Below are 22,241 nucleotides of genomic sequence, written 5' to 3'. Positions count from 1 at the left end.
GGAGAAGATAGGCGGCTCCGGCCCTGTTTCGCCTAAACTTTTTGTAATGTGTCAGACCTTCCCGCTCCCGACACAGGCGAGGCACCGACCACCGGCGCGAGCGCTTTCATCCCCATCACCAGTCGCAGGACCGGGATCCGCCTGAAAACCTCAAATCCGAGGACGCAGCCGGCAGCCGTCACCGCGACCACGATGGCGAATTCTGTCCAGACCCCGAAACCCGCCTCGCGGATGGCAAATCCGGTCATCACGATCAGGGTCTGGTGCAGGATGTACCAGGGGAAGACCGCGGCGGTCAGGTAACGCCGTACGGGTCCGTCACGATCCAGCCAGCGGCGGGCGGCGCCCAGCAGGGTCAGGATGATGGTCCACATGAACAGGATACGGGCCATGCGGGCCGCCCAGGTCAGGACCGGGCTGGCGAAGGCGATCTCCAGATGGGTATAGGCCCAGAACAGATAGGCGATCAGAAGTGCCGTCAGCCCGGCAGCCCATGGCAAGGCCCGGTCAACGCCGCGCCACAGCCCGTCATTGCGGGCGAGAAAATAGCCGATCAGCACCATGGACAGCGAGTTGGCATGATTGGCCCAGTCCTCGATCAGGTCATGACTGGTCGGGAAGTGTGCAAAGAGCGTGAAGCGAACCACGAGGAAGGGCAGGAGCGGCAGGACAATCAATCCGGTCGTCCCCAGCCAGCCGGCCGCGCTGATCCGACCAGCGGCCTGCATGAACGGGCTATCCGCCAGCCCGCGCAGCACCGGCATCAGTGGTGCCAGGAGCAGGGAATAGACAAACAGATAGACGACATACCAGAGATGGTTCCAGGTCGGCGTATGCAGCTCTGCCCACGGCCCGGCCCACTCACCGGCATACTGGCGGTAAAACGCCCACCAGCCGGGCTCGATGAGGCCGGCAATCCGCAGTTCGGAATAGGATTGCGGCGGCACGATCACATACATGCCGAACAGGATCACCGGAAACAGGCGCCAGGTCCGATCCAGCGCAAACCGGCCGCTACCCAGCTTGTCGGACAAAAGGCGCATCGCGACGCCGGAGATCAGGAAGAGCAGGGGCAGGCGCCAGGGGCTTGAGAGCCACATGAAGGGCTCCATCGCGTCATTGGCATTGAGGCTTTTGGCGTGCCAGCCCTCGGTATTGAAGAACATCCCGGTGTGATAAAGGATCAGCAGGATGAAAACCCCGATCCGCAACCAGTCGAGCCCGTAGTGGCGACCGACTGGCGACGTGGATGCAGGGGCGGGATGTGTCGAAATCATGGGGTCACTCCGTGTCTGCGGCCGTCATCGCCGAGCGGATCGATGATCGCCAGCGAGCGGGGACCGGCGGCAGGCCGACGGGGCCAGTCGCTGCAGCCCGGGGACGGGCGGCGGACAGCAGGGACAAGCGGCTGAACCCGCGCTTGCTCCCGTGCGAGGCGTGGGCGAGCATGTCCGAATGATCACAACACCGACCTCCGACCGCGGCCGGGCCGAAGCCGCCGAACGGCGCGCCTTCTGGCTGGCCTGCCAGTTCATCTGGGCGACATTGATCCTGTCCTGGTTCGTGGCCGCGATGTCGATCGATACCGAGTTTGCCCGCGATGGCCGGATGGGCCCGCCCTTCTTCGCGTGGGTTACCGAGGGCTCGAGCCGGCTGGTGGCGGCCCTTATTGTTCCGGCGGTACTGATGCTCGGCCTGCGCGCGCCCCTCGAACCGGGGCGCTGGCGTACATCCCTGCCCGTCCACCTGCTCGGCTTCCTTGCCTTCACGGCCCTGCATGTGACGGGCATGGTGCTGATCCGCGAGGGCGTCTGGGCCTTTGCCTATGGGCAAAGCTATGACTTCTTCCATGACGCTCCCCTGCGGGAGATCGTCTACGAGGCGCGCAAGGACCTGGGCACCTATATCGGCTACCAGATTATCTTCGCCGTCTCCTTGGCCCTGCAGATGCGGCGGCTGGAAGCCGAGGTTGCGCGCGCCGAGGCGCGTCAGACCCACCGGCTCACCCTGAAATGCGGCGGCCGGACCCTGCGCATTGCCGCCGACGAGTTCCGCGCTGCCCAGGCGGCCGGTAATTATGTCGAGATACGCCTCGCCGGCGGCGAACATCTCGCCCGCTCGACCCTGACCGAGCTGGAAAGGCAATTGGGCGAAGCGGGCATCGACGCCGTTCGCGTGCATCGTTCCTGGCTGGTCAATCGCGACGCGATCCGGGAAATCATTCCCACCGGCGAGGGCGATGTGGCCATCACCCTGGACACCGGCTCGCAAATTCCGGGCAGCCGCCGTTATCGCGCAAGGCTCGAAGCGGCCTGAGCCCGCGCGGCGAGCCGGAACAGGGCCGCAGACGTCGCAAAGAGTGCCGTGAAGATGAGGGTCGCGACGATAATGTCCATGGGCCAGGCCGGCCCGTCCGAGCCAAGACCGGCGATGAAGGCGACAAATCCGATCAGGGCCTGAGACGCCGCGATAAGCGCAAAGGTGACCGCGAGCCCGGCCGGACGGAGGCGGGTGATGATCGCTCCGGCCAAAGCCAGCAGTGGCAAGGCGAGATAGGCCAGGTTGGCGTCATTGTCGGACCGGCCAATGATACCGACCGCCCCGGCGCTCCAGACCAGCATGAAAAACGCCACGAGCGCCAGCCCGCCGGCCAGGCGCGCAGCCCAGTGCCGCTGGGTCTTCAGGACCAGGACGCTGCCGAGCAGCAAGCAGGCCAGCATGCCGCCGGCAAATACAAAATCGAAAAGCGTCCAGTTCATGTCGCGTCTCCAGCACCGGGCGATCGCCTTCGAGCCTAGCCGCTGCCCCGGGGCAAGCGTACAGGCCGGCCAAAGAAAAACCCCGCCAGCTTGCGCCGGCGGGGTCTTCTGATCAGTCCGATGGACAGAAAGTCGCTTATTCAGCGTCTTCCTCTTCCTTCTTGATCTCTTCGCCGGTTTCCTGGTCGATGACTTTCATCGACAGGCGAACCTTGCCGCGATCATCGAAGCCGAGAAGCTTGACGTAGACTTCCTGGCCTTCCTTGACCACGTCGGACGGATGGTTCACGCGCTCAGCCTTGAGCTGGGACACGTGGACGAGACCGTCCTTGGGACCGAAGAAGTTCACGAAGGCGCCGAAGTCCATGACCTTGACGACCTTGCCCTTGTAGACCTTGCCTTCTTCCGGCTCAGCCGTCAGGCCGTGGATCCAGTCGAGCGCCGCCTTGATCGAGGCGCCGTCCGAAGACGAAACCTTGATCACGCCATCATCATTGACGTCGACCTTGGCACCGGTGGTTTCCACGATCTCGCGGATCACCTTGCCGCCCGAGCCGATCACGTCGCGGATCTTGTCGGTCGGAATGGTGATGGTCTCGATGCGCGGCGCAAACTCGCCGAGCTCGGTGCGGGCTTCGCCCAGCGCCTTGCCCATCTCCTCGAGGATATGCAGACGACCGCCATTGGCCTGGGCCAGGGCTGTCTTCATGATGTCCTCGGTGATACCGGCGATCTTGATGTCCATCTGCAGCGAGGTGACGCCTTCGGTGGTACCAGCCACCTTGAAGTCCATATCGCCGAGATGATCCTCATCACCCAGGATATCGGAGAGAACGGCAACGCCTTCCGGATCCTTGATCAGGCCCATGGCAATGCCAGAAACCGGACGGGTGATCGGCACGCCGGCGTCCATCATGGACAGCGAGGCACCGCAGACCGTGGCCATCGAGGACGAGCCATTCGACTCGGTGATCTCGGAGACCAGGCGGATCGTGTACGGGAAGTCTTCCTTGGTCGGCAGGACGGCTTTCACCGCGCGCCAGGCCAGCTTGCCGTGACCGATTTCCCGGCGACCCGGAGCGAGACGGAAAGATGTCTCACCGACCGAATAGGGCGGGAAATTGTAGTGCAGCATGAAGCGTTCTTTGTAGGTCCCCGTCAGGGCATCGATGAACTGCTCATCTTCGCCTGTACCCAGGGTCGCAACGACCAGGGCCTGGGTTTCGCCACGCGTGAACAGGGCCGAACCGTGCGTCCGCGGCAGGATGCCGGCTTCGGACACGATCGAGCGAACCTGATCGAGGGCGCGGCCATCGATACGCTTGCCGGTCTTGATGATGCCACCGCGAACGATGGAACTCTCGACCGCTTTCATGACGTCCTTGAGGGTCGTCATGTCGATGCCGTCCGGACGGTCTTCGGTCTGGAGCAGGGCTTCGAGCGCCTTGTCCTTCGCCGCACCAACCGCCTTGTAGCGCTCGGTCTTGTCGACGATGGTGTAGGCCTTGGCCAGATCGTCGCCGATCAGGTCACGAACCTTGGCTTCCTCGGCCGAATGGTCAGCCGGGGCGTAGTCCCAGGGTTCCTTGGCCGCACGCTCGGCCAGCTTGATGATCATGTCGATCACCGGCTGGAAAGCTGCGTGGCCTGCCATGACGGCACCGAGCATGACGTCCTCGGAGAGCTCTTTGGCTTCCGATTCCACCATCATCACCGCGTCCTGCGTGCCGGCGACGACGAGATCAAGCTCGCTGTCATCCATCTCGTCGCAAGGCGGGTTGATGATGTACTCGCCGTCCTTGTAACCGACGCGAGCCGCGCCGATCGGGCCCATGAAGGGCAGACCGGAGAGGACCAGGGCGGCCGAGGCGCCGATCATGCCGACAATGTCGGGATCGTTCTCGAGATCGTGCGACAGGACCGTCAGCATCACCTGGACTTCGTTCTTGAAGCCCTTGACGAACAGCGGACGGATCGGACGGTCGATGAGACGCGAGGTCAGCGTCTCCTTGTCCGTCGGACGGCCTTCACGTTTGAAGAAGCCGCCGGGGATCTTGCCCGCCGCGAAGTATTTTTCCTGATAATTGACCGTCAGCGGGAAGAAATCGACTCCCGGCTTGGCCTGTTTGACGCCGACGGCTGTGGCGAGAACAGTGGTCTCGCCATAGGACACCATGACGGCGCCGTCTGCTTGTCGGGCGACCCGACCGGTTTCGATGGTGAGTGGGCGACCCGCCCACTCAATCGTTTCTTTCTGGATATCGAACATATCGTCTTTCGTACGGATGGCGTCGCGGATCAGCGGCGCAGACCCAGTTTCTCGATGATAGCCTTGTAACGGGCTTCGTCCTTGTTCTTGACGTAGTCGAGAAGCCGGCGGCGCTGGGAGACCATCTTAAGAAGGCCGCGACGCGAGTGGTTGTCCTTCTTATGGGTCTTGAAGTGCTCGGTAAGATTGGCAATCCGCGTTGTGAGGATGGCCACTTGCACTTCCGGCGATCCCGTGTCGGCTTTGCCACGGGCATGTTCAGCGATCAGCGCGGATTTGCGCTCTTGCGTAATCGACATCGGGTTCTCCTAAACTCGTTATGTCGACCCCCTGATCTCAGGAGGCGAGGTTGAAAACACGCGAGGGCTGGAACTTTCCGGCCCGCGCGTCCCCGAGCGCCACTGCCACACCGTCGCAAAGGGCCAAAGCGGTAAAGGTGCAGTCCTTGCCCGCGATTTCACGGGGTCGGCGCTGTGCCTTCAGCTCTTGCGCTTGACGCGGGAGCAGGACGATCGGACGTCCTAGCTTCAACTGGAAGGATTCCTCTTCGGTCACGGCCAGCGCCGGGATGTCGTCCAGCGCGGTCTGAACCGGGAGCAGAGCTTCCGAAGCGGCGCCCTTATGGGCCATTTCTTCCAAAACGTCCAGCCTTGTGGATTCGGCCTCGACGAATCCGCCGACGCGGATCCGGCGCAGCGCCGCCACATGACCTTCCGTGCCGAGCGCAAAGGCAATATCGCGCGCCAGGGAGCGCACGTAGGCGCCTTTGCCACAATGCATTTCGAGGACCGCCATGTCCTCGGTCGGACAATCGAGAAGGTGCAGCGCCTCGACATGGATGGTGCGGGCCTCGAGCTGCACATCCTCGCCGCTGCGGGCCAGGTCATAGGCGCGCTCGCCATCGACCTTGATCGCCGAATAGGCGGGCGGCACCTGCTGGATATCGCCGGTGAAATCCGGCAGCACCGCCTCGATGGCGGCCCGGGTCGGCCGGACATCGCTGGTGGCGATGACCGCACCCTCACGATCGAGCGTATCGGTGCGTTCACCCCATTTGACGGTGAAGCGGTAGGTTTTCGAGCCTTCGACCGCGAAGGGCATGGTCTTGGTCGCCTCGCCCAGCGCGATCGGCAGGATGCCGGAGGCCAGCGGATCCAGCGTCCCGGCATGACCGGCCTTGCGCGCATTGAACAGGCGGCGGACCGCCGACACGGCCTGGGTCGAGGTGATATCGAGGGGTTTGTCGAGGATCACCCAGCCGTGGATGTCCTCGCCCTTGCGGCGTTTGCCCATGTCTTGCTCCTTCTGGCGCCGGGGATCGGACCCGGGTCGCGGGAGCGGCGGGCCTAACGGATCAGGGCCGCCGACGCAAGCGTCGCGATCTTGCTGGTCACGGCGGATCGCCATAGGTCTGGAGCGTGTTGCGGAGTGGTGCTTGATGGTCCGGATTTTCATGACCGCCCTGATCGGGCTCGTTCTGGGCGTACAGCCCGGCAGCGCACAGTCCCAGCCAGAGGCAAGCACACTCGAGCGCGCGATCGAGGCCTGGGTCGCCCCGCTCGTGGAGAGCCGTGATTTTTCCGGCGTTATCATGATCCGCCACGGCGACGCCGAGCCCGTCGGGTTGACCTTCGGCTATGGCGATTGGGTCAGCGGCGCACCGATGAGCGCCGAGGCCGCCTTCCCCGCCGGATCGATCACCAAGAGCCTCACGGCGGCGATGGTTCGCCGCCTCGTCGCCGAGCGCCGCCTGTCGCTGGACGATCCGGTCAATCGCTATATTCCCGAACTTACAGGCTACGGGGATGTGCGGCTTGGCGATGTGCTGACCCATACCGCGGGGCTGGGCCGGGACATCCCGCCCGGCACACTGGCCGATGCCCGCAGCGACACGCTGGTCCGCTGGCTCAGGGAGCAATCCGCGCCGGGTGCCGGGCCCCATGACTATGCCTATTCCAATATCGGTTACGCCCTGCTGGCGGTCGTGATCGAGCGCGCCACCAATGCGCGGTTCGAGACCTTGCTGACGACGGAATTCCTGATCCCCCTCGGCATGCAGGATAGCCGCGTGGTCCGCGCCGGGCCTGCCACCGGCGCGGCTGTTCCGACCGGCTATGCCACTGGCCCGCTGCCGCTCGACCTGCGCGCACCGATGCCGGACAGTCCGGCGCTCGGGGCGTCCGGCCTGGTGGCAACGACGCGCGATCTTCTGCGGCTGGCCGATGCCGTGCGGACACGCCGGATCGACCTGTTCGAGCCGGATGGCAGCCTGACCGGTTCCTGGTCGGTCATCCAGCTCGCAGGCGAGACGATCTACACGATCCAGGGCTCTGTACCCGGCTATAGCGCTGGCATCTCCGTCCTGCCCGGCCGCGATATCGCCTTTGCCTACGGCACCAATATCGAGTCCTATCCGAACTGGGGATTGCGGGATGTGCTGCATGCCCTCGCCCTGGACCAGCCCGTGCCCCCGGCGGCGGTCCGTCCGCGGACGGACCGGCTGACAGAGGCACATCTTGATGCCGTCGGGGCGTATTCAGGCAGCCCGTTCGGGCCCGTCGCGATCCGTCCGACAGACGGTGGCCTGGAACTGGTCCTGACCGAGCGGGACTGGGTCTTCTATCTCACGCCGACCGGGCCTGACGCCCTGAACTGGCGACTCTTCAATACCGATTTTGCCTATGATCGGGATGAGGCGGGGCGCGTTTCGGCGATCACCGCCCGCGAGACCGGGCTCGGCGAAAGCCCGCGCCTGTGGAGACTCGAGCGCACGGACCTGCCGCCGCTCCCGGAGATCACAACCGAAACGGCCGGGAACTAGTCCTCGGCCTCGTCCGCGTCGGCGGCATCAAGGTCACGGCGAACCTCGGGCCGGTTCAGAAGCGTGTCGACATGGCTCGCGGTATCGAAGGAATTGTCCGGGTGGAAATGAAGCTCGGGCGTGAACTTCATCTCGATCTCGCGACCAAGCCGGCCGCGCAGGAAGCCCGCACAGCGATTGAGGCCCGCTGCGAGCTTCGCGGAATCACCGCGCCCGAGCGGGGCGACATAGACTTTCGCGACGCGCAGGTCAGGGCTCGGCCGAACTTCCGTCACTGAAATGAGCTGACCCTCGAGGTCCGGATCACGCAGCTCTTCGCGCGTGAGGATGTTCACGAGCGCATGACGCACGAGTTCCCCGGCACGCAGCTGACGCTGGCTTGGTCCTTTGGCGGCTTGGGTCTGACGGCGGGCCATTCATGTCTCCATCCCGGCGGAAGCGAGGCGCGCGGGTGTACGCTCCTTGCCCGGTCGATGCAAGACCCTGCGAAAGGCCGGATTTCGTCCCTCGACCTTCCGCGCTCGTCACTTTGATCCATGGCGGGCCTTTACGCCGGCCGGTTCTGCAGCGCTTGTCATGGCTCAACACGGCCCCGTCATGGCGGCCTCCCAACACGCCGGAAGCCGGATCGACATGCTCAAGATATTTGGAACACCCCTGATCATTGCCAGCGGGATCATGCTGGCTGCCCCCGCCTTCGCCGACACCGCGGCGAACAGCGCCCGAGAGGTCGCGGAAGCCTGGCTGGATGCCTATCAACGCCAGGATTTCGCCGCGATGACCGCCCTGATGACCGAGGAGACCGTCTTTGTCGACCCGACCTCGTTCAGCATTGAGGCCGTGACCGAGCGGATTGAATGGCGTGGCCCCGATGCCATCACGTCGGGGATCGCCGCCTGGGGCATGGATCACGGCGTCTACGAGATCGAACGAAGCTATGAGGCGTCTGACAGGGTCATCTTCATCGGTCGGGTCGATGTGGTCTACGGACAGGGAGAGGCCGCCCAGACCTTCCGCTATCCGATCACCACGATCGTGACCGTTGATGGCGACCATGTGGTCGAGCACCGGGACTATACCGACTTTGCGGGCGCCACCCGGGTTCAGCCCACGCACTGACTCTTTGGCGGCCTGACCGCCCTTCCGAACGGCCCATGCGGGGTCTGTGCCCCCGGCATGAGCCGGGCCGGCGTCCCGGGGAGCAAAGCCCGAACCGAAGCCCCCTAGCCAGAATCCCGGGCCAGAATCTGGAGCGACGATCTGGGGGACGCCGGCCTGACCCTTTCAAAACTGGAGTTCCAAGAGAATGACGATCCGATTTTCTGTTCTGATGATATCCGCACTGACGGCGGCCATTGCCCTCGTCCCGGGCGTGCAGGCGCAAGGGGCCGCCAACGAAGCCGCAGAGGCTGTCGCGCGCGCCTATATGGGCCATTATTCGGCAATTGACCTCGAGGCCATGGCCGCGCTGCTCGCCGAAGATGCCGAGTTCACCGACCCCACGGCCGAGGATGACGAACACGGCGAAACCGGTTTTGTCGGCACCGGGCGAGAATCCCTGATCACCCTGTTGACCGAGTTCGTCGAGACCTACCATCCGATCGAATTCGGTTTCGAATGGGACGAGGTATTCACCTCAAACAGCCGGGTGGTCTTCATCGGGCATGTGAACGCGCTCTACCCGACCGAGACCGAAGGCCAGAACTTTCGCTGGCGGTCACAACAGGTCACCGTCATCACGGTTCGCGACGGGCTGGTCGTCCGGCACCAGGATTTCGCCAACTACGCCTCGCCGGACCGCAGCCTTGTGGCCGCACGGACCGACAACTGATCCGAAAGCAGCGGCCGCCCTCCCGGCAGGTTGCGATCGGACACGGGCCGCCTGTCGTGACGGGCGTGCCCGACCCCACACCATGAAAAAGGGCGGCCCGATCGGACCGCCCTTTTTTGTGTCCGGTCTGATCCGGCTATCAGGCTTCGAGCTTGCGCGCGACTTCGATCACTTCGAAACACTCGATCTGATCGCCCTTCTGCAGGTCTTCATAGCGCTCGAACGCCATGCCGCACTCCATGCCCGACTTGACCTCCGGCACTTCATCCTTGAAGCGCTTGAGCGTCTTGAGCTTGCCTTCGTGCAACACAGTGTCGTCGCGCAGCAGGCGAACGCCGCAACCGCGCTTGACGGTGCCTTCGGTAATCCGGCACCCGGCAACCTTGCCGGTCTTGGTGATGTTGAAGACCTCGAGAATTTCGGCGTAACCGATGAAATTCTCGCGCTTCTCCGGGGCCAGCATGCCTTCCATCGTGTTCCGCACATCGTCGATGACATCATAGATGACCGAGTAGTAGCGGATCTCGACACCTTCGCGCTCGGCGAGGGCCCGGGCCTGCTTGTTGGCACGGACGTTGAAGGCGAAGACCGGGGCGCCCGAGGACTTGGCCAGGAGAACATCGCTCTCGTTGACACCACCCGGTGCAGCGCGAATGACGCGGGCCCGGACTTCCTCATTGCCGATTTTCTCGAGCGACTGCTTGATCGCTTCCGCAGACCCCTGGACATCCGACTTGATGAGCAGCGGCATTTCCTGGGTCGCATCCTGCTTGAGACGCGCCATCATCTGCTCGAGCGAGGCGCCCGAGCTGGCCGACGCACCGGACGCTTCGCGACCCTTGCGCTGACGATAGTCGGCAATCTCACGGGCCCGGGACTCGCTGTCCACGACGGCGAAGACTTCACCCGGATCCGGCGCGCCGTCGAGACCGAGGATTTCGACCGGGACCGACGGACCGGCATCATCAAGCTGTTGGCCGCGCTCATTGACGAGCGCACGGACACGGCCCCACTGGGCACCGGCGACAAGAATGTCACCGCGCTTCAGGGTTCCTCGACGGACCAGCAGGGTCGCAACCGGGCCGCGACCCTTGTCGACCTGGCTCTCGATCACCACACCTTCGGCGCTGCGCTCGGGATTGGCCTTCAGGTCGAGCAATTCGGCCTGCAGGTTGATCGCCTCGGTCAGCTCGTCGAGGCCGTCACCGGTCTTGGCAGAGACATTGACCGACTGGACTTCACCCGACATCGCCTCGACGACGATCTCGTGCTGCAGCAGATCCGTCAGGACTTTCTGCGGATTGGCTTCGTGCTTGTCGATCTTGTTGACGGCGACAATGATCGGCGTTCCGGCCGCCTTGGCGTGATGGATCGCCTCGATCGTCTGCGGCTTCACGGAATCATCCGCGGCGACCACAAGGATCACGATATCGGTTGCCATGGCGCCGCGCGACCGCATGGCCGAGAAGGCCGCGTGGCCGGGCGTGTCGAGGAAGGTGATCTTTTCACCGCCCTTGAGCTGCACCTGGTAGGCACCGATGTGCTGCGTGATACCACCGGCTTCACCGGACGCCGTGTCCGTTGACCGCAGGGCATCGAGCAGCGAGGTCTTGCCGTGGTCGACATGGCCCATGACCGCGATGACCGGCGCGCGGGGCTGCTTGGCCTCGTCAACGTCGTCATCGGCGATGAAGCCCTCTTCGACATCGGCTTCAGAGACGCGCTTCACGATATGCCCGAAATCCTCGACCACCAGCTCGGCGGTGTCGGCGTCGAGCACGTCGTTCATGCGGACCATCTGGCCCTGCTTCATCAGGTATTTGATGACGTCGACAGACCGTTCGGCCATGCGGTTGGCCAGATCAGCGACCGTGATCGCCTCCGGGACAACGACTTCGCGTTCGATCTTGTCGCGACCGCCGGACGTATCCTGGCGGCGTTGCTTTTCACGTTCGCGGGCACGACGCACCGAAGCGAGCGAGCGCTGGCGCTCCTCATCACCTTCCAGGATATTCTGGATGGTCAGCTTGCCGCGACGACGATTGTCGGTCTTGGCCCGGGCCGGCTGCTGCTTCGCGGCCGGGCCGGGGCCTGCGGCTCCGCCCTTGCGCTTGACGCGTCCGCCAAGCGCTTCGAGGGCACTGGCATCGTCCATCGGAGCAAGCTCCGGTGTACGCTTCTCGTCCTTGACGGCAGGACGACGACGCGGTTCGTCATCGCGCTTGCGGCCACTGTCCTTGGCGGCTGTCGCGGCTTCAGCTTCGGCCTTCAGGCGCGCCTCGTCCTCGATCGCCTTGCGGGCGGCATCCTCGGCTTCACGAACCTCACGGGCTTCCCGCTCGCGCTGTTCGTCAAGCTGGCGACGCTCATCGGCAGCGCGCTGCTCCATGGCTGCGTCGGCCTGCTTCTTCTGGGCTTCACGATCGGCGGCCTCGGCACGAGCCCGGGCAATCGCCCGCTGGCGCGAAACGAGTTCCTCTTCGGACAGGCCCAGCTGGCGGGCCTTGGCGGCGAGTGCGGATTCGCCACTCTTGGCGCCTCCACCCTGCTTGCCACCGGGACCACCATCCTTGGCCGGCGTTGCCACGCGCTTGCGCTTCTTCTCCACAACGACCGCCTTGGAGCGGCCGCGCGCAAAGCTTTGCTGCACGGTGCCACCGCCGGTGCGTTTCAGAGAGAGCGGCCGGCGGCCGGAGGAGTTGTTGTCGTCTGCGTCGCTCATACGAGCCTTCCAAATCGGCTTTCGTTCCGCGGGGCCTTCCGGTAGCCGAATGCCGGAAATCCGCACTGTTCAAACCACTGCCCGGCCTGAAGGCTCGCTAAACTAGCCAGCTCAAGGCCGATATCAACCGCTAACGCGGCAATCTCCGCACGTCATCCTTGCGGGACGAGCGGCCGGAAGCCCGAAAGCTTCCGCATGACTGTCGAAAAAGCCCGCGCTTGCGAACCCGTCGACATGCTGGCGTGAACCACCGGCCCGCGCCCCAGCGCGTCACCGACGGCTTCCGCCGTAAAACATCCGGCGACCGGGACATCGCCCCAGGCCGCGAAGGCCAGCCGGTCCAGCTTGGACCGCCCATCCTCGGCACCGTCTGACGCTTCGATGCGCCAGGCCGGCTTTCCGGCCTTGAGCGCAAGACGCACCGCGTCATAACCCACCGCCAGATCACCGGAACGACGCGCCAGCCCCATCAGGTTCAGCGCCCGTGCGACCAGCTGACCCTCAATGAGGCCCGGCAGGTCTTCCGGCATGTTCACCGGACACCCGAAGGCCCGGTTGAAGGCGGACTTCTTGACCGCCTTCTGTATCAGATCCCGCTCCGCGCTGATCCAGGCCCCCCGGCCCGGCAGCTTCGCAGCGAGGTCGGGAACCAGCTGATTGCCTGGCCCAAGGGCCATCCGGATGAGGTCCGCTTCGTCGCGAACCTCGCCCGTGGCAACACAACGCCGTTCCCGGGACAAGCTGGCCCTTGGGCTAGTCAGCCTGCGTCTCCTCGTCTTCTTCCGGCAGCTCGGCGTCGAGGTCGAGGCCGAGAGCCTCGGCTTCGGCATCCAGCGCCGCCAGATCCATGTCCTCGACATTGAATGCCTGGGCGGCCTCGTCGATTTCGTCCTCAACGACTTCGCGCTGCGGCAGGTCCTCTTCCGAGATCCAGCCCGCCGCGACGCGGGCGCGCATGATCATCATCTCTGCATCCTCGGAGGAGAGATTGAACTCTTCCAGGATACCCGGCTCACGCACGCGCTCGCCATTCTTGGTTTCAAACCAGCCACGCAGGTCGTCGGTCACCAGACCGGCGAGATCGTCGACAGTCTTGACGTCGTTCTCACCGAACTTGACGCCCATGGCGAGGAGGACACCCTCGACCTCGAGCACGTCGTCCTCGACACCCAGCTCCTTGCGCTTGGCATCCTGCTCGGCGGCAAGACGGTCAAGGTAATCGCGGGCACGGGCCTGGATCTCTTCTGCCGTGTCGTCGTCAAAGCCCTCGATGGCGGCGATTTCGCCAAGATCGACATAGGCCAGGTCTTCGACGTCGGTGAAGCCTTCCGTAGCCAGCAGTTGGGCAATGACCTCGTCAACATCAAGGGCGGCGATGAAGAGTTGGGTCCGCTCGGCGAATTCCTTCTGCCGGCGCTCGGACTCTTCTTCCTCGGTCAGGATGTCGATCGACCAGCCGGTCAACTGCGAGGCGAGGCGGACATTCTGGCCGCGACGCCCGATCGCCAGCGACAGCTGCTCGTCGGGTACAACAACTTCAATCCGCTGGTCTTCCTCGTCGAGAACGACCTTGGCCACTTCAGCCGGCTGCAGGGCGTTGACGATGAAGGTCGCCGGATCGTCCGACCACGGGATGATATCGATCTTCTCGCCGGCGAGTTCGGACACGACGGCCTGAACGCGCGAACCGCGCATACCGACGCAGGCACCAACCGGATCGATCGAGCCGTCATTGGAGATGACCGCAATCTTGGCCCGGGAACCGGGGTCGCGAGCAACCGACGGAATTTCGATAATGCCTTCGTACACTTCCGGCACTTCCTGCGCGAACAAGGCGGCCATGAAGTCCGGGTGGGCGCGCGACAGGAAAATCTGCGGGCCGCGGACTTCCTCGCGAACATCATAGATGTAGGCGCGGACGCGTTCGTTGTTCTGCAAGTTTTCACGCGGAATGCCGTCGGCGCGGCGGATGATGCCCTCGGCGCGGCCGAGATCGATGATCACATTGCCGTATTCGACGCGCTTGACGATGCCGGAGATGATTTCGCCGACACGATCCTTGTACTCGACGAACTGACGCTGGCGTTCGGCTTCGCGAACCTTCTGCGTGATGACCTGCTTCGCGGTCTGGGACGCAACGCGACCGAACTCGATCGGCGGCAGCTCATCAGAGAAGACGGTGCCGATTTCCGCGGTCTTGTCGATCTTCCTGGCGTCGGCAAGTGACAGCTCCTGGCTGTCATTCTCGACCTCTTCCACGACCGTCATATTGCGGGTCAGCGCCAGTTCACCCGTCTTCGGGTCGATCTTGGCGCGGATGTCGTTTTCGGCCCCGTAACGGGAGCGCGCTGCCTTCTGGAGGGCTTCCTCGATGGCCTCGATCACGATCGATTCATCGATGGACTTCTCTGCCGCGACCGCACGGGCGATCTGCAGCAGTTCCAGACGGTTTGCACTAACACCAATGCTCATCGGGTGGTCCCCGTTGTGTTGAACAGCGACATCATTCGTCTCCTTCAGTCGTCGCAGGGCCGGCGCCCCGCGCTTTCAAATCCGCCTCGATCAAGGCGTCTGTCAAAACCAGTTTGGCCTCAACGATCCAGTCGAACGGGATCATCGTGGTGTCGTCTTCGCCATCCATGTCGAGCCCGACATTGCCGTCCTCGACACCGGCCAGGATGCCGCGAAAGCGCTTGCGGCCCTCGGCGAGGCGATCCAGTTCAATCTTGGCTTCATTGCCTTCCCAGCGCGCGAAATGCGCCAGCGTGGTCAGCGGCCGATCAATACCCGGTGAGGAGACCTCAAGGTCATATTCGCCGGACACCGGATCCTCGACCTCGAAGATCTCGGACAGCGCGCGCGAAAACCGTGCGCAATCCTCGACTTCGATCCCGGTTCCGTTGAGACGGTCGGCCATGATCTGGAGCCGTGGGCGCTTGCCCGACATGATACGGACACGCACAACCTCAAGCGCGAGATCGGCGGCAACCGGCTCGGCGAGGGCAAGGATGCGATCATCCTGTGGCGACTTTGTCTTCAAGGCGTCGGCCCCGTCTGCAGAAACAAAAAGAGCGGCCGCCGTGGGCGACCGCTCGAATGCATCATCCGATGCAATCGAACTTGTAGTGAGCCGCCTTATACGCCGAGCTGGCCGGATTGGCAAGACGGCTGAGTCTGTCAGACCCGCACGAAGTCCATGAAGACCGGAGCACAGTCGCCCAAATTCTTGGTTTCATAGCGGGTTGTGATGTGGTCCGCAGGCGGCTGACGCCAGTCACCAGCGTTTCCGGCTTGCCAGGCGAACCGCACATCGCCAGTCAGTTCGATCATGCAGTGATCGGCATAGGATTTGACGTCGGTCGCAATGCGCAGCCGGCCCCCGGGCTTCAGCAGACGGGCAAACTGGTCTCGGGTTTCCGGCTGGACGAAGCGCCGTTTGGCGTGGCGTTTCTTGTGCCAAGGGTCCGGGAAAAGCAGATAGATCTGGTCAAGGCAGGCGGTTTCGAACCGGGGCAGGATTTCGCGGGCATCGGCCCGCGCCAGGCGCACATTGTCCAAACCGTCCGCATCAATTGCGGTCAGGGCCTTGGCCACGCCATTGAGAAACGGCTCGATTCCGATGAAACCGGCCAGCGGACGCGCCGCTGCCTGGGCAACAAGATGCTCACCACCGCCAAAACCGATTTCCAGTACCTGGACGTCGCAGGCCGGCAGCAAGGCCGCCGGATCAATCAAGCCGTCAGACGGCAGACCAATCCGGGGCAGAAGTGTATCCACGAGGCCCTGCTGGCGCGCGGAGAGAGGTTTGCCCTGGGCGCGCCCGAACAGGCGAAAAGCGGGAGTATCAGGCGTCTCATTCGTCATGGGGCGCGGGTTTAACGCTTTCCGGAGCCAGATGCACCGTGAAAGTCAGCGGCTCAGGACCGGGTCGCCTGGTCGTCCTCGGCCAGCGTGCGGACCAGTTCCAGAACACGGCGGCGGACCTTGGGGTCCTTGATCCGGGAGAAGGACTCCGCCAGCGAGACCCCATCGCTACTCTGGATGAAGTCATAGACGATCGGCGTCTGATCGCCCTCGGCCATGCCGGTGGCGGTCGATTGCTCACCCATGCCCTCAAAGAAGAACTGGACCGGGACTTCAAGGACGCGGGACATGCGATACAGGCGGCTGGCGCCGACACGATTGGCACCGCGCTCGTATTTCTGCACTTGCTGGAAGGTGACGCCGAGATCATCGCCCAGCTTTTCCTGGCTCATCTTGAGCAGTTGCCGCCGCAGCCGGATACGGGAACCAACATGAATATCAATTGGATTGGGGCCGCGAGGATTCACCTTCGGCATTGAGTCACCTCATTCGGGTTGAGCGAAAGTGTCGGGTAGAGACAGTATCGTAGCACAACCGAAGGGCGGCACCTAAACAACTTGCTTCACGAATGGGTGGCCCGCGCGATCCGCGCTTCACGATATTGTTGCCACGCCATTCCGATGAGGACGAGCAGGCAGAAGGTCAGGAAAGGCCCATCGCCCCAAAACGAGTAGGGGGTGCGACCCAGGCTGCCTGGCAAAGCCACATCGCGGACACCTTCGGCACTGGGATCCAGCGTGACCAGCGGCCGTCCGAGGGCATCGACAACACCGGACACGCCCAGCGCGGCCGAGCGCACCATCGGCAGGCCACTCTCAATACTGCGATAGCTGGCCTGGTTGAAATGCTGGCGCGGGCCGGACGACGGTCCGAACCAGGCATCATTGGACAGGTTATAGATCCACGCGGCGCGCTCGTCGGATGACCGCACGAAGTCCGGGAAGATCGCTTCATAGCAGATCAGCGGCAGCATGCGCGGGGCACCGGGAACATCAAGCACCTGCGACCCCGGACCCGGTGAGAACTGATACCGCGCAAGATCCTGAAGCGCCGGGATACCGGTCATCGCCATCAGCCCGGCCAAGGGTGTGAACTCGCCGAAGGGAGTCAGGCGCACCTTGTCGTAAAGCGCCGAAATACGCGGTGTTCCGGACTCATAGTGCAGCGATGCCAAGGTATTGTAATAACTAAGCGCTTCGCCACTCGATGCCCGCCGGTTCACGCCTGCCAGCAAGGCCTGACCATTGGCCAGAATGTCGCCGATCCGGGCCAGGGTGGCGCCGTCCTCGAGCATGAATGTCGGCAGGGCGCCTTCCGGCCAGACGACGTGCGTCACCGCGTCGATGCCGGGGCGGGCCGTCAGCGCGAGATAGCGGTCACGCGTCAACGCCGCACCGCCATCGCCCCATTTCTGCGATTGCGGGATCCCGGCCTGAACCAGACGGATCGTCACTCCGGGCACGTCGTCCGGCGCGCTGGCCGCCAGCCGGATCGCTCCGGTTGCCAGAACAATGGCGGAAATGGTCAATGCCGCAAAGGTCGGCAATGAGCGTCCGAGTTCGAGACGCGGCGCGATCGCCAGCAGCGGAGCCGTCAGCACGAAGATTGTCAGCAGGCTGAGACCGTAAACGCCAAACCAGGATGCCGTCTGGCTGACCAGTCCCCCCGCCGGCCAGACATAGGCCGGCAAGTTCCAGGGCAGACCGCCGAACAGATGCCCCCGCAGCCACTCGGCAAAGGCCAGCGCCACGGCAAACACCAACACCCGCCAGACCGAGCGGGGCGCGATCAGCACATAGAGCGCGGCGCCCAACCCCCAGAACACGGCCATCAGGGCGGCAAGCGCCGGCAGGGCAAGGGGGGCCAGCACTTCGACACCATTGCCGCGGGTCAGAAAGGCGTAGACCACCCAGGCCATGCCGGCGATGAAGTAGCCGAACCCGAACAAGAAACCGCGCAGAAAGGCGCTTCGCACGGGGCGGTCAAGGCGTCGCGACCCGTCGAGGGACGCAAACAGGACCCACAGCCCCAGCATCAGCGCCGGTACGATATGCAAGGGGGCCAGAGAAAGGGCGCTGAAAAGGCCCGCGAGCAGCAGGGCAATGCGCGGACGCCACCCATTGCGGCTTGCCAGCCAGGTTCGTGGCCACCAGACAAGGAGGTGGAGACGCCGCATCAGCCGGCGTCCGCACCGTCCGAACCGGTCGCAGCCGGCTTGGGCCGCTTGTGGGTCGCGCGAACCCGCATGCGCTTGATGCGTCGGGTATCCGCCTCGATCACCTCGAACTCATAGCCGGTGGGGTGACGGATCACCTCGCCGCGCTCGGGGACGCGACCGATCAGGGTGAAGACCAGCCCGCCGAGGCTGTCGACATCCTCATCTTCGTCCTCGGCGGCAATTTCCTCACCGACCACGGCCTCGAAGGCGTCGATCTCGGCACGCGCCTCGACATCCCAGACCCCCGGACCGCGCGAGCGGATGGCCGGGGTTTCCTCGTCATCGTGCTCGTCTTCGATATCACCGACGATCGGCTCGATCAGATCTTCCAGTGTCACCAGACCGTCAGTACCGCCATATTCATCGACAACCAGCGCCAGATGCATGCGCCGGCCCTGCATGCGGCGCAGCAAGTCGAGCGCCTTCATGGACGGCGGCGCAAACAGCAGGGGCCGGCCAATGGAGGGCAGCACCTGCTTGTGCGCCCAACCGGCCGGTCGCTTGCCGGATGATCCCGGTGCGAGATGGCTGACCACGTCCTTGATGTGGACCACGCCGACCGGATCATCGAGCGTGTCGCGATAGATCGGCAGGCGGGAATGCGCCGCCTCGGCGAAAATCTTGGCCAGCTGGCCGAGCGGCGTCGACACATCGACGCCGATAATGTCGGCGCGCGGCACCATCACATCGGCGACACGCAGCTTGTCCAGCGCATCGGCCTCGATGGAATTCGGCATCACGCCGGTCGGAAGTGTCCCGTGACCACTCTCGGCGCCGGAGGCACCTCTGAACAGGCGCGAAAACCAGGGTCGACTGTCAGGGTCGGGAGACGCAGGTGTATCGGTCATTCTGATTGCGGGTCCGGACCCGCATCCTCGTTGGCATAGGGGTCAGAGACACCCAGTCGGGCGAGCGCGCGGCGCTCGATCGTTTCCATGGTCGCCGCTTCATCATCGGTCTGATGATCATAGCCCTGAAGATGAAGGAAGCCATGAATGACAAGATGGCGGAGATGGTCGGCCACGTCGATGGCCCGGTCCTCTGCCTCGCGAGCCACCACACCATGCGCCAGCGCGATATCGCCCAGATGGTTGTCGGCATGCTCACTCGCCGGGAAAGAGAGGACATTTGTCGGCCCCTCCTTGCCGCGAAACTGGGCATTCATGGCCGCGACCGCGTCGTCACTGCCCAGCAGGATCGCCACCACGCCCGGCTCGCGCACGGGGAGTTCCTCGCAAACAGCCGAGATCGCCTCATCGACGAGGCGAGTCTTGCCTTGCAGCGATGACCAGGCGTCATCTTCGACAATCAGATCAACGGCGTTCATTGCGGTTGCGCGGGCCCGGTCCGGCGACGCGCATCTTCCTCATAGGCTTCGACAATACGGGCCACGAGATCGTGGCGCACCACATCAACACGCGAAAACCGCGTAATGGCAACACCCTTGGTGCCGGAAAGGATATCCAAAGCGTGCGGAAGGCCCGATGGATCGCGCGGCGAGAGGTCACATTGGCTGGGATCGCCGGTCACCGCCATGCGCGAGCCCTCCCCCAGACGGGTCAGAACCATCTGCATCTGCGAGCGCGAGGTATTCTGGGCCTCGTCAACGATGACGAAGGCACGATTGAGTGTCCGACCGCGCATGAAGGCAATCGGTGCCACTTCGATACGACCGTCTTCGCGCATCTTCTCAAGCTGGCTGCGGCCAAGCGTATCCGCAAGAGCATCCCAGACCGGCAGCAGATAGGGATCGACCTTCTCATTGAGATCACCCGGCAGGAAGCCGAGTTTTTCGCCGGCCTCGACAGCCGGGCGCGTAATGATCAGCTTCTCGACCTTGCGCTGGACCAGCATCGAGGCGCCATAGGCGACCGCCAGCAGCGTCTTGCCGGTACCGGCCGGGCCGACACCGAAAATCAGGTCGTAGGCCTTGTCGTTCTTGAGCGAGCGCACATAGGCGCGCTGGCCTTCGGTCCTGGCGATCAGGCTGGATCCGCGGGGCACCCGGATCACGCCGTCATCGACCTGCCCAGGCGTCTGCTCATCGTCATGCATCCGCAGCGCCGCGCGAACGGCGGCCTCGTCACAGGTCAGGCCATGCTCGAGGCTGGCATAGAGACGCTTGAGAACACGCTTGGCCTCATCCCGGGCCGCATTGTCCTCGGCTGTGATCACGACCTGGCCACGGCCCGGCGCACTGATCGAGACACCGAGATCCTCCTCCATGATCATGAAGAAGCGATCACCGGCGCCGGCCATGCCGCGCAGGCGTTCAACATCCTCGAAATAGAGGCTTTCAGAGGCCGCCTTGCGGGGTTTGGCGGCGCGCTTGCGGGCCGGGGGACGCGGTGCGGTCACGCAGCACTCCGTTTCGCGCCGACAAGCTGCCCGGACAGGGCATTGCGCGAGGCGCTTTCGATTTTGACCTCGGCGATCTGGCCGAGCAGCTCAGCCGGCGCATCAACATGCACCGATTGCAGATAGGGGCTGCGACCATGCAGCTGCCCCTCGAGGCGACCGGCCTTCTCGAACAGGACCGGAAGGGTCTTGCCGATCATGCTCTCATTGAACGCAATCTGCTGGGCATCGAGCAGCTGCTGGAGGGCCGCAAGCCGCTCGGACTTCACCGCTTCATCGACCTGGTTGAACATCGAGGCGCCGGGCGTTCCCGGACGCTTGGAATACTTGAAGGAGAAACAGGCGGCATAGTTGATCCGGCGAACCAGCTCCATCGTCGCCTCGAAATCGGCGTCGCTTTCGCCCGGGAAGCCGACAATCATGTCGCCGGAGATCGCGATATCAGGCCGAACCGCCCGCAGGCGCTCGATGATGGCGTAGTAGTCCTCAGCCGTATGCTGGCGGTTCATGGCTTTCAGGATGGTATCCGAGCCCGACTGTACCGGCAGGTGGAAATACGGCATCAACTTGGGCGTATCCGCGAAGGCCTGGATCAGGTCCTCGTCCATGTCGCGCGGATGCGACGTGGTAAAGCGGATCCGCTCGATACCGCCAATCAGGGCTATATGGCGAACCAGCTGGCCCAGACCCCAGACCCCCTCGTCCTCACGGCCGGCCGGCGGCGCGCCGTGGAAGGCATTGACGTTCTGGCCAAGCAGGGTGACTTCACGGATGCCCTTGGCCGCCAGGGCCCGGATCTCGGCCACGATCTGGTCCACCGGACGCGACCATTCGGCACCGCGGGTATAGGGCACCACACAGAAGGTGCAGAACTTGTCGCACCCTTCCTGAACGGTCACGAAAGCGGAATAGCCCTCGACCTGGCGGTCATTGCCGAGACGGTCGAACTTGTCCTCGACCTCGAACTCCGTATCGAGCGCCTCGCCCTTGGCCCGGTGGGCCTTGGCGATCAGCTCGGGAAGCTTGTGATAGGTCTGCGGGCCGACGACCAGATCGACGACCGGCGCCCGCTTCATGATTTCAGCGCCCTCGGCCTGGGCCACACAGCCGGCGACCGCGATCGTCATGCCGCCCGACGCAGCCTTGTCCTCCTTGAGCGGACGCAGGCGTCCAAGCTCGGAGTAGACTTTCTCGGCAGCTTTTTCGCGGATATGGCAGGTGTTGAGAATGACCAGATCGGCGCCGTCCGGCGTGTCCGTCGATTCATAGCCGAGCGGTGTCAGAACATCCTTCATCCGTTCGGAATCATAGACATTCATCTGACAGCCATAGGTCTTGATGAAGAGGCGTTTGCGGGTCGTGCTCATGAAACCTGTCTGGCCTGGCGATCAGGCCCTCA

The 22,241-nt window shown here is 63.9% G+C and carries 21 protein-coding genes; 4 read left to right on the top strand and 17 right to left on the bottom strand.

All coding sequences use genetic code 11. The annotated features are described in order from the left end of the window. Window positions 1-32: 32 nt before the first annotated feature. Window positions 33-1,277, bottom strand: coding sequence for an acyltransferase family protein (locus tag AAA969_RS14910; protein WP_338247140.1), 1,245 nt, complete (start codon window positions 1,275-1,277; stop codon window positions 33-35). Between the two features lie 178 nt (window positions 1,278-1,455). Here AAA969_RS14910 and AAA969_RS14905 point away from each other — a divergent pair, with 178 nt between their 5' ends. Then, the gene (locus AAA969_RS14905; protein WP_338247138.1) at window positions 1,456-2,316 is read left to right on the top strand and encodes a LytTR family DNA-binding domain-containing protein; all 861 of its coding nucleotides are present in this window, start codon (window positions 1,456-1,458) and stop codon (window positions 2,314-2,316) included. Here AAA969_RS14905 and AAA969_RS14900 read toward each other — a convergent pair. The 4 genes from AAA969_RS14900 to truB all read right to left on the bottom strand — a co-directional run bounded on the left by AAA969_RS14900 (window position 2,289) and on the right by truB (window position 6,321). After that, the gene (locus AAA969_RS14900) at window positions 2,289-2,759 is read right to left on the bottom strand and encodes a hypothetical protein (protein WP_338247136.1); all 471 of its coding nucleotides are present in this window, start codon (window positions 2,757-2,759) and stop codon (window positions 2,289-2,291) included. The genes AAA969_RS14905 and AAA969_RS14900 overlap by 28 nt on opposite strands. Window positions 2,760-2,895: 136 nt before the next feature. Further along, window positions 2,896-5,028: a polyribonucleotide nucleotidyltransferase gene (pnp, locus tag AAA969_RS14895; RefSeq protein WP_338247134.1), complete on the bottom strand. Its 2,133-nt coding sequence runs from the start codon at window positions 5,026-5,028 to the stop codon at window positions 2,896-2,898. 29 nt (window positions 5,029-5,057) lie between these two features. Beyond that, window positions 5,058-5,327, bottom strand: coding sequence for a 30S ribosomal protein S15 (rpsO, locus tag AAA969_RS14890; protein ID WP_338247132.1), 270 nt, complete (start codon window positions 5,325-5,327; stop codon window positions 5,058-5,060). A gap of 37 nt (window positions 5,328-5,364) precedes the next feature. Then, on the bottom strand, window positions 5,365-6,321 hold the full coding sequence (gene truB / locus AAA969_RS14885; protein ID WP_338247130.1) for a tRNA pseudouridine(55) synthase TruB: 957 nt from the start codon (window positions 6,319-6,321) through the stop codon (window positions 5,365-5,367). Between the two features lie 145 nt (window positions 6,322-6,466). Here truB and AAA969_RS14880 point away from each other — a divergent pair, with 145 nt between their 5' ends. Then, the gene (locus AAA969_RS14880; RefSeq protein ID WP_338247128.1) at window positions 6,467-7,849 is read left to right on the top strand and encodes a serine hydrolase domain-containing protein; all 1,383 of its coding nucleotides are present in this window, start codon (window positions 6,467-6,469) and stop codon (window positions 7,847-7,849) included. Here the strand turns inward: AAA969_RS14880 and rbfA are convergent. Further along, window positions 7,846-8,265, bottom strand: a complete 420-nt coding sequence (rbfA, locus tag AAA969_RS14875) for a 30S ribosome-binding factor RbfA (RefSeq protein ID WP_338247125.1) — start codon at window positions 8,263-8,265, stop codon at window positions 7,846-7,848. The two genes, AAA969_RS14880 and rbfA, sit on opposite strands and share 4 nt — an antisense overlap. Window positions 8,266-8,482: 217 nt before the next feature. Here rbfA and AAA969_RS14870 point away from each other — a divergent pair, with 217 nt between their 5' ends. Both AAA969_RS14870 and AAA969_RS14865 read left to right on the top strand, forming a co-directional pair. Next, window positions 8,483-8,968 carry a nuclear transport factor 2 family protein gene (locus AAA969_RS14870; protein ID WP_338247123.1) on the top strand — a complete coding sequence of 162 codons (486 nt, stop codon included), beginning with the start codon at window positions 8,483-8,485 and terminating at the stop codon, window positions 8,966-8,968. Window positions 8,969-9,155: 187 nt separating this feature from the next. Beyond that, complete coding sequence (locus AAA969_RS14865; protein ID WP_338247121.1) at window positions 9,156-9,680, top strand: nuclear transport factor 2 family protein; 525 nt, start codon at window positions 9,156-9,158, stop codon at window positions 9,678-9,680. 139 nt (window positions 9,681-9,819) lie between these two features. On the opposite strand, the gene infB is transcribed toward AAA969_RS14865, so the two are convergent. The 11 genes from infB to miaB all read right to left on the bottom strand — a co-directional run bounded on the left by infB (window position 9,820) and on the right by miaB (window position 22,209). Then, window positions 9,820-12,402: a translation initiation factor IF-2 gene (gene infB, locus AAA969_RS14860; RefSeq protein WP_338247119.1), complete on the bottom strand. Its 2,583-nt coding sequence runs from the start codon at window positions 12,400-12,402 to the stop codon at window positions 9,820-9,822. Window positions 12,403-12,554: 152 nt separating this feature from the next. Next, window positions 12,555-13,142, bottom strand: a complete 588-nt coding sequence (locus tag AAA969_RS14855) for an RNA-binding protein (RefSeq protein WP_425325013.1) — start codon at window positions 13,140-13,142, stop codon at window positions 12,555-12,557. Between the two features lie 13 nt (window positions 13,143-13,155). After that, on the bottom strand, window positions 13,156-14,874 hold the full coding sequence (nusA, locus tag AAA969_RS14850) for a transcription termination factor NusA (RefSeq protein ID WP_338247115.1): 1,719 nt from the start codon (window positions 14,872-14,874) through the stop codon (window positions 13,156-13,158). Between the two features lie 31 nt (window positions 14,875-14,905). Next, a complete protein-coding gene (rimP, locus tag AAA969_RS14845; RefSeq protein WP_338247113.1) occupies window positions 14,906-15,442 on the bottom strand; it encodes a ribosome maturation factor RimP in 537 nt (178 codons plus the stop codon). Between the two features lie 137 nt (window positions 15,443-15,579). Further along, a complete protein-coding gene (gene trmB / locus AAA969_RS14840) occupies window positions 15,580-16,179 on the bottom strand; it encodes a tRNA (guanosine(46)-N7)-methyltransferase TrmB (protein WP_338247112.1) in 600 nt (199 codons plus the stop codon). A 140-nt stretch (window positions 16,180-16,319) separates the two neighbouring features. Next, window positions 16,320-16,742, bottom strand: coding sequence for a helix-turn-helix domain-containing protein (locus AAA969_RS14835; protein WP_338247110.1), 423 nt, complete (start codon window positions 16,740-16,742; stop codon window positions 16,320-16,322). A gap of 86 nt (window positions 16,743-16,828) precedes the next feature. After that, window positions 16,829-18,442 (bottom strand): apolipoprotein N-acyltransferase, encoded by a 1,614-nt coding sequence (lnt, locus tag AAA969_RS14830; protein ID WP_338247108.1) that lies wholly within the window; start codon window positions 18,440-18,442, stop codon window positions 16,829-16,831. Next, a complete protein-coding gene (locus tag AAA969_RS14825; RefSeq protein WP_338247106.1) occupies window positions 18,442-19,332 on the bottom strand; it encodes a CBS domain-containing protein in 891 nt (296 codons plus the stop codon). The genes lnt and AAA969_RS14825 overlap by 1 nt, the downstream gene beginning before the upstream one ends. Next, on the bottom strand, window positions 19,329-19,811 hold the full coding sequence (gene ybeY / locus AAA969_RS14820; RefSeq protein WP_338247104.1) for an rRNA maturation RNase YbeY: 483 nt from the start codon (window positions 19,809-19,811) through the stop codon (window positions 19,329-19,331). The genes AAA969_RS14825 and ybeY overlap by 4 nt, the downstream gene beginning before the upstream one ends. Further along, window positions 19,808-20,842 carry a PhoH family protein gene (locus tag AAA969_RS14815; protein WP_338247102.1) on the bottom strand — a complete coding sequence of 345 codons (1,035 nt, stop codon included), beginning with the start codon at window positions 20,840-20,842 and terminating at the stop codon, window positions 19,808-19,810. The genes ybeY and AAA969_RS14815 overlap by 4 nt, the downstream gene beginning before the upstream one ends. After that, window positions 20,839-22,209, bottom strand: coding sequence for a tRNA (N6-isopentenyl adenosine(37)-C2)-methylthiotransferase MiaB (miaB, locus tag AAA969_RS14810; RefSeq protein WP_338247100.1), 1,371 nt, complete (start codon window positions 22,207-22,209; stop codon window positions 20,839-20,841). The genes AAA969_RS14815 and miaB overlap by 4 nt, the downstream gene beginning before the upstream one ends. Window positions 22,210-22,241: the final 32 nt, after the last annotated feature.

Origin of the sequence: Maricaulis maris (genome assembly GCF_036322705.1) — a bacterium.
GTDB lineage: Bacteria > Pseudomonadota > Alphaproteobacteria > Caulobacterales > Maricaulaceae > Maricaulis > Maricaulis maris_B.
Note: the sequence above shows the minus strand (reverse complement) of the source record. Positions and strands in the feature narration are given on the sequence as shown.

Bases quoted from the DNA above. Each gene is read 5' to 3' on its own strand.
- AAA969_RS14910 (WP_338247140.1), bottom strand. From the start codon at position 1,277: ATGATTTCGACACATCCCGCCCCTGCATCCACGTCGCCAGTCGGTCGC.
- ybeY (WP_338247104.1), bottom strand. From the start codon at position 19,811: ATGAACGCCGTTGATCTGATTGTCGAAGATGACGCCTGGTCATCGCTG.
- truB (WP_338247130.1), bottom strand. From the start codon at position 6,321: ATGGGCAAACGCCGCAAGGGCGAGGACATCCACGGCTGGGTGATCCTC.
- AAA969_RS14900 (WP_338247136.1), bottom strand. From the start codon at position 2,759: ATGAACTGGACGCTTTTCGATTTTGTATTTGCCGGCGGCATGCTGGCC.
- AAA969_RS14835 (WP_338247110.1), bottom strand. From the start codon at position 16,742: ATGCCGAAGGTGAATCCTCGCGGCCCCAATCCAATTGATATTCATGTT.
- nusA (WP_338247115.1), bottom strand. From the start codon at position 14,874: ATGAGCATTGGTGTTAGTGCAAACCGTCTGGAACTGCTGCAGATCGCC.
- AAA969_RS14905 (WP_338247138.1), top strand. From the start codon at position 1,456: ATGATCACAACACCGACCTCCGACCGCGGCCGGGCCGAAGCCGCCGAA.
- AAA969_RS14825 (WP_338247106.1), bottom strand. From the start codon at position 19,332: ATGACCGATACACCTGCGTCTCCCGACCCTGACAGTCGACCCTGGTTT.
- AAA969_RS14865 (WP_338247121.1), top strand. From the start codon at position 9,156: ATGACGATCCGATTTTCTGTTCTGATGATATCCGCACTGACGGCGGCC.
- pnp (WP_338247134.1), bottom strand. From the start codon at position 5,028: ATGTTCGATATCCAGAAAGAAACGATTGAGTGGGCGGGTCGCCCACTC.
- lnt (WP_338247108.1), bottom strand. From the start codon at position 18,442: ATGCGGCGTCTCCACCTCCTTGTCTGGTGGCCACGAACCTGGCTGGCA.
- infB (WP_338247119.1), bottom strand. From the start codon at position 12,402: ATGAGCGACGCAGACGACAACAACTCCTCCGGCCGCCGGCCGCTCTCT.
- AAA969_RS14880 (WP_338247128.1), top strand. From the start codon at position 6,467: ATGGTCCGGATTTTCATGACCGCCCTGATCGGGCTCGTTCTGGGCGTA.
- miaB (WP_338247100.1), bottom strand. From the start codon at position 22,209: ATGAGCACGACCCGCAAACGCCTCTTCATCAAGACCTATGGCTGTCAG.
- rpsO (WP_338247132.1), bottom strand. From the start codon at position 5,327: ATGTCGATTACGCAAGAGCGCAAATCCGCGCTGATCGCTGAACATGCC.
- AAA969_RS14870 (WP_338247123.1), top strand. From the start codon at position 8,483: ATGCTCAAGATATTTGGAACACCCCTGATCATTGCCAGCGGGATCATG.
- rbfA (WP_338247125.1), bottom strand. From the start codon at position 8,265: ATGGCCCGCCGTCAGACCCAAGCCGCCAAAGGACCAAGCCAGCGTCAG.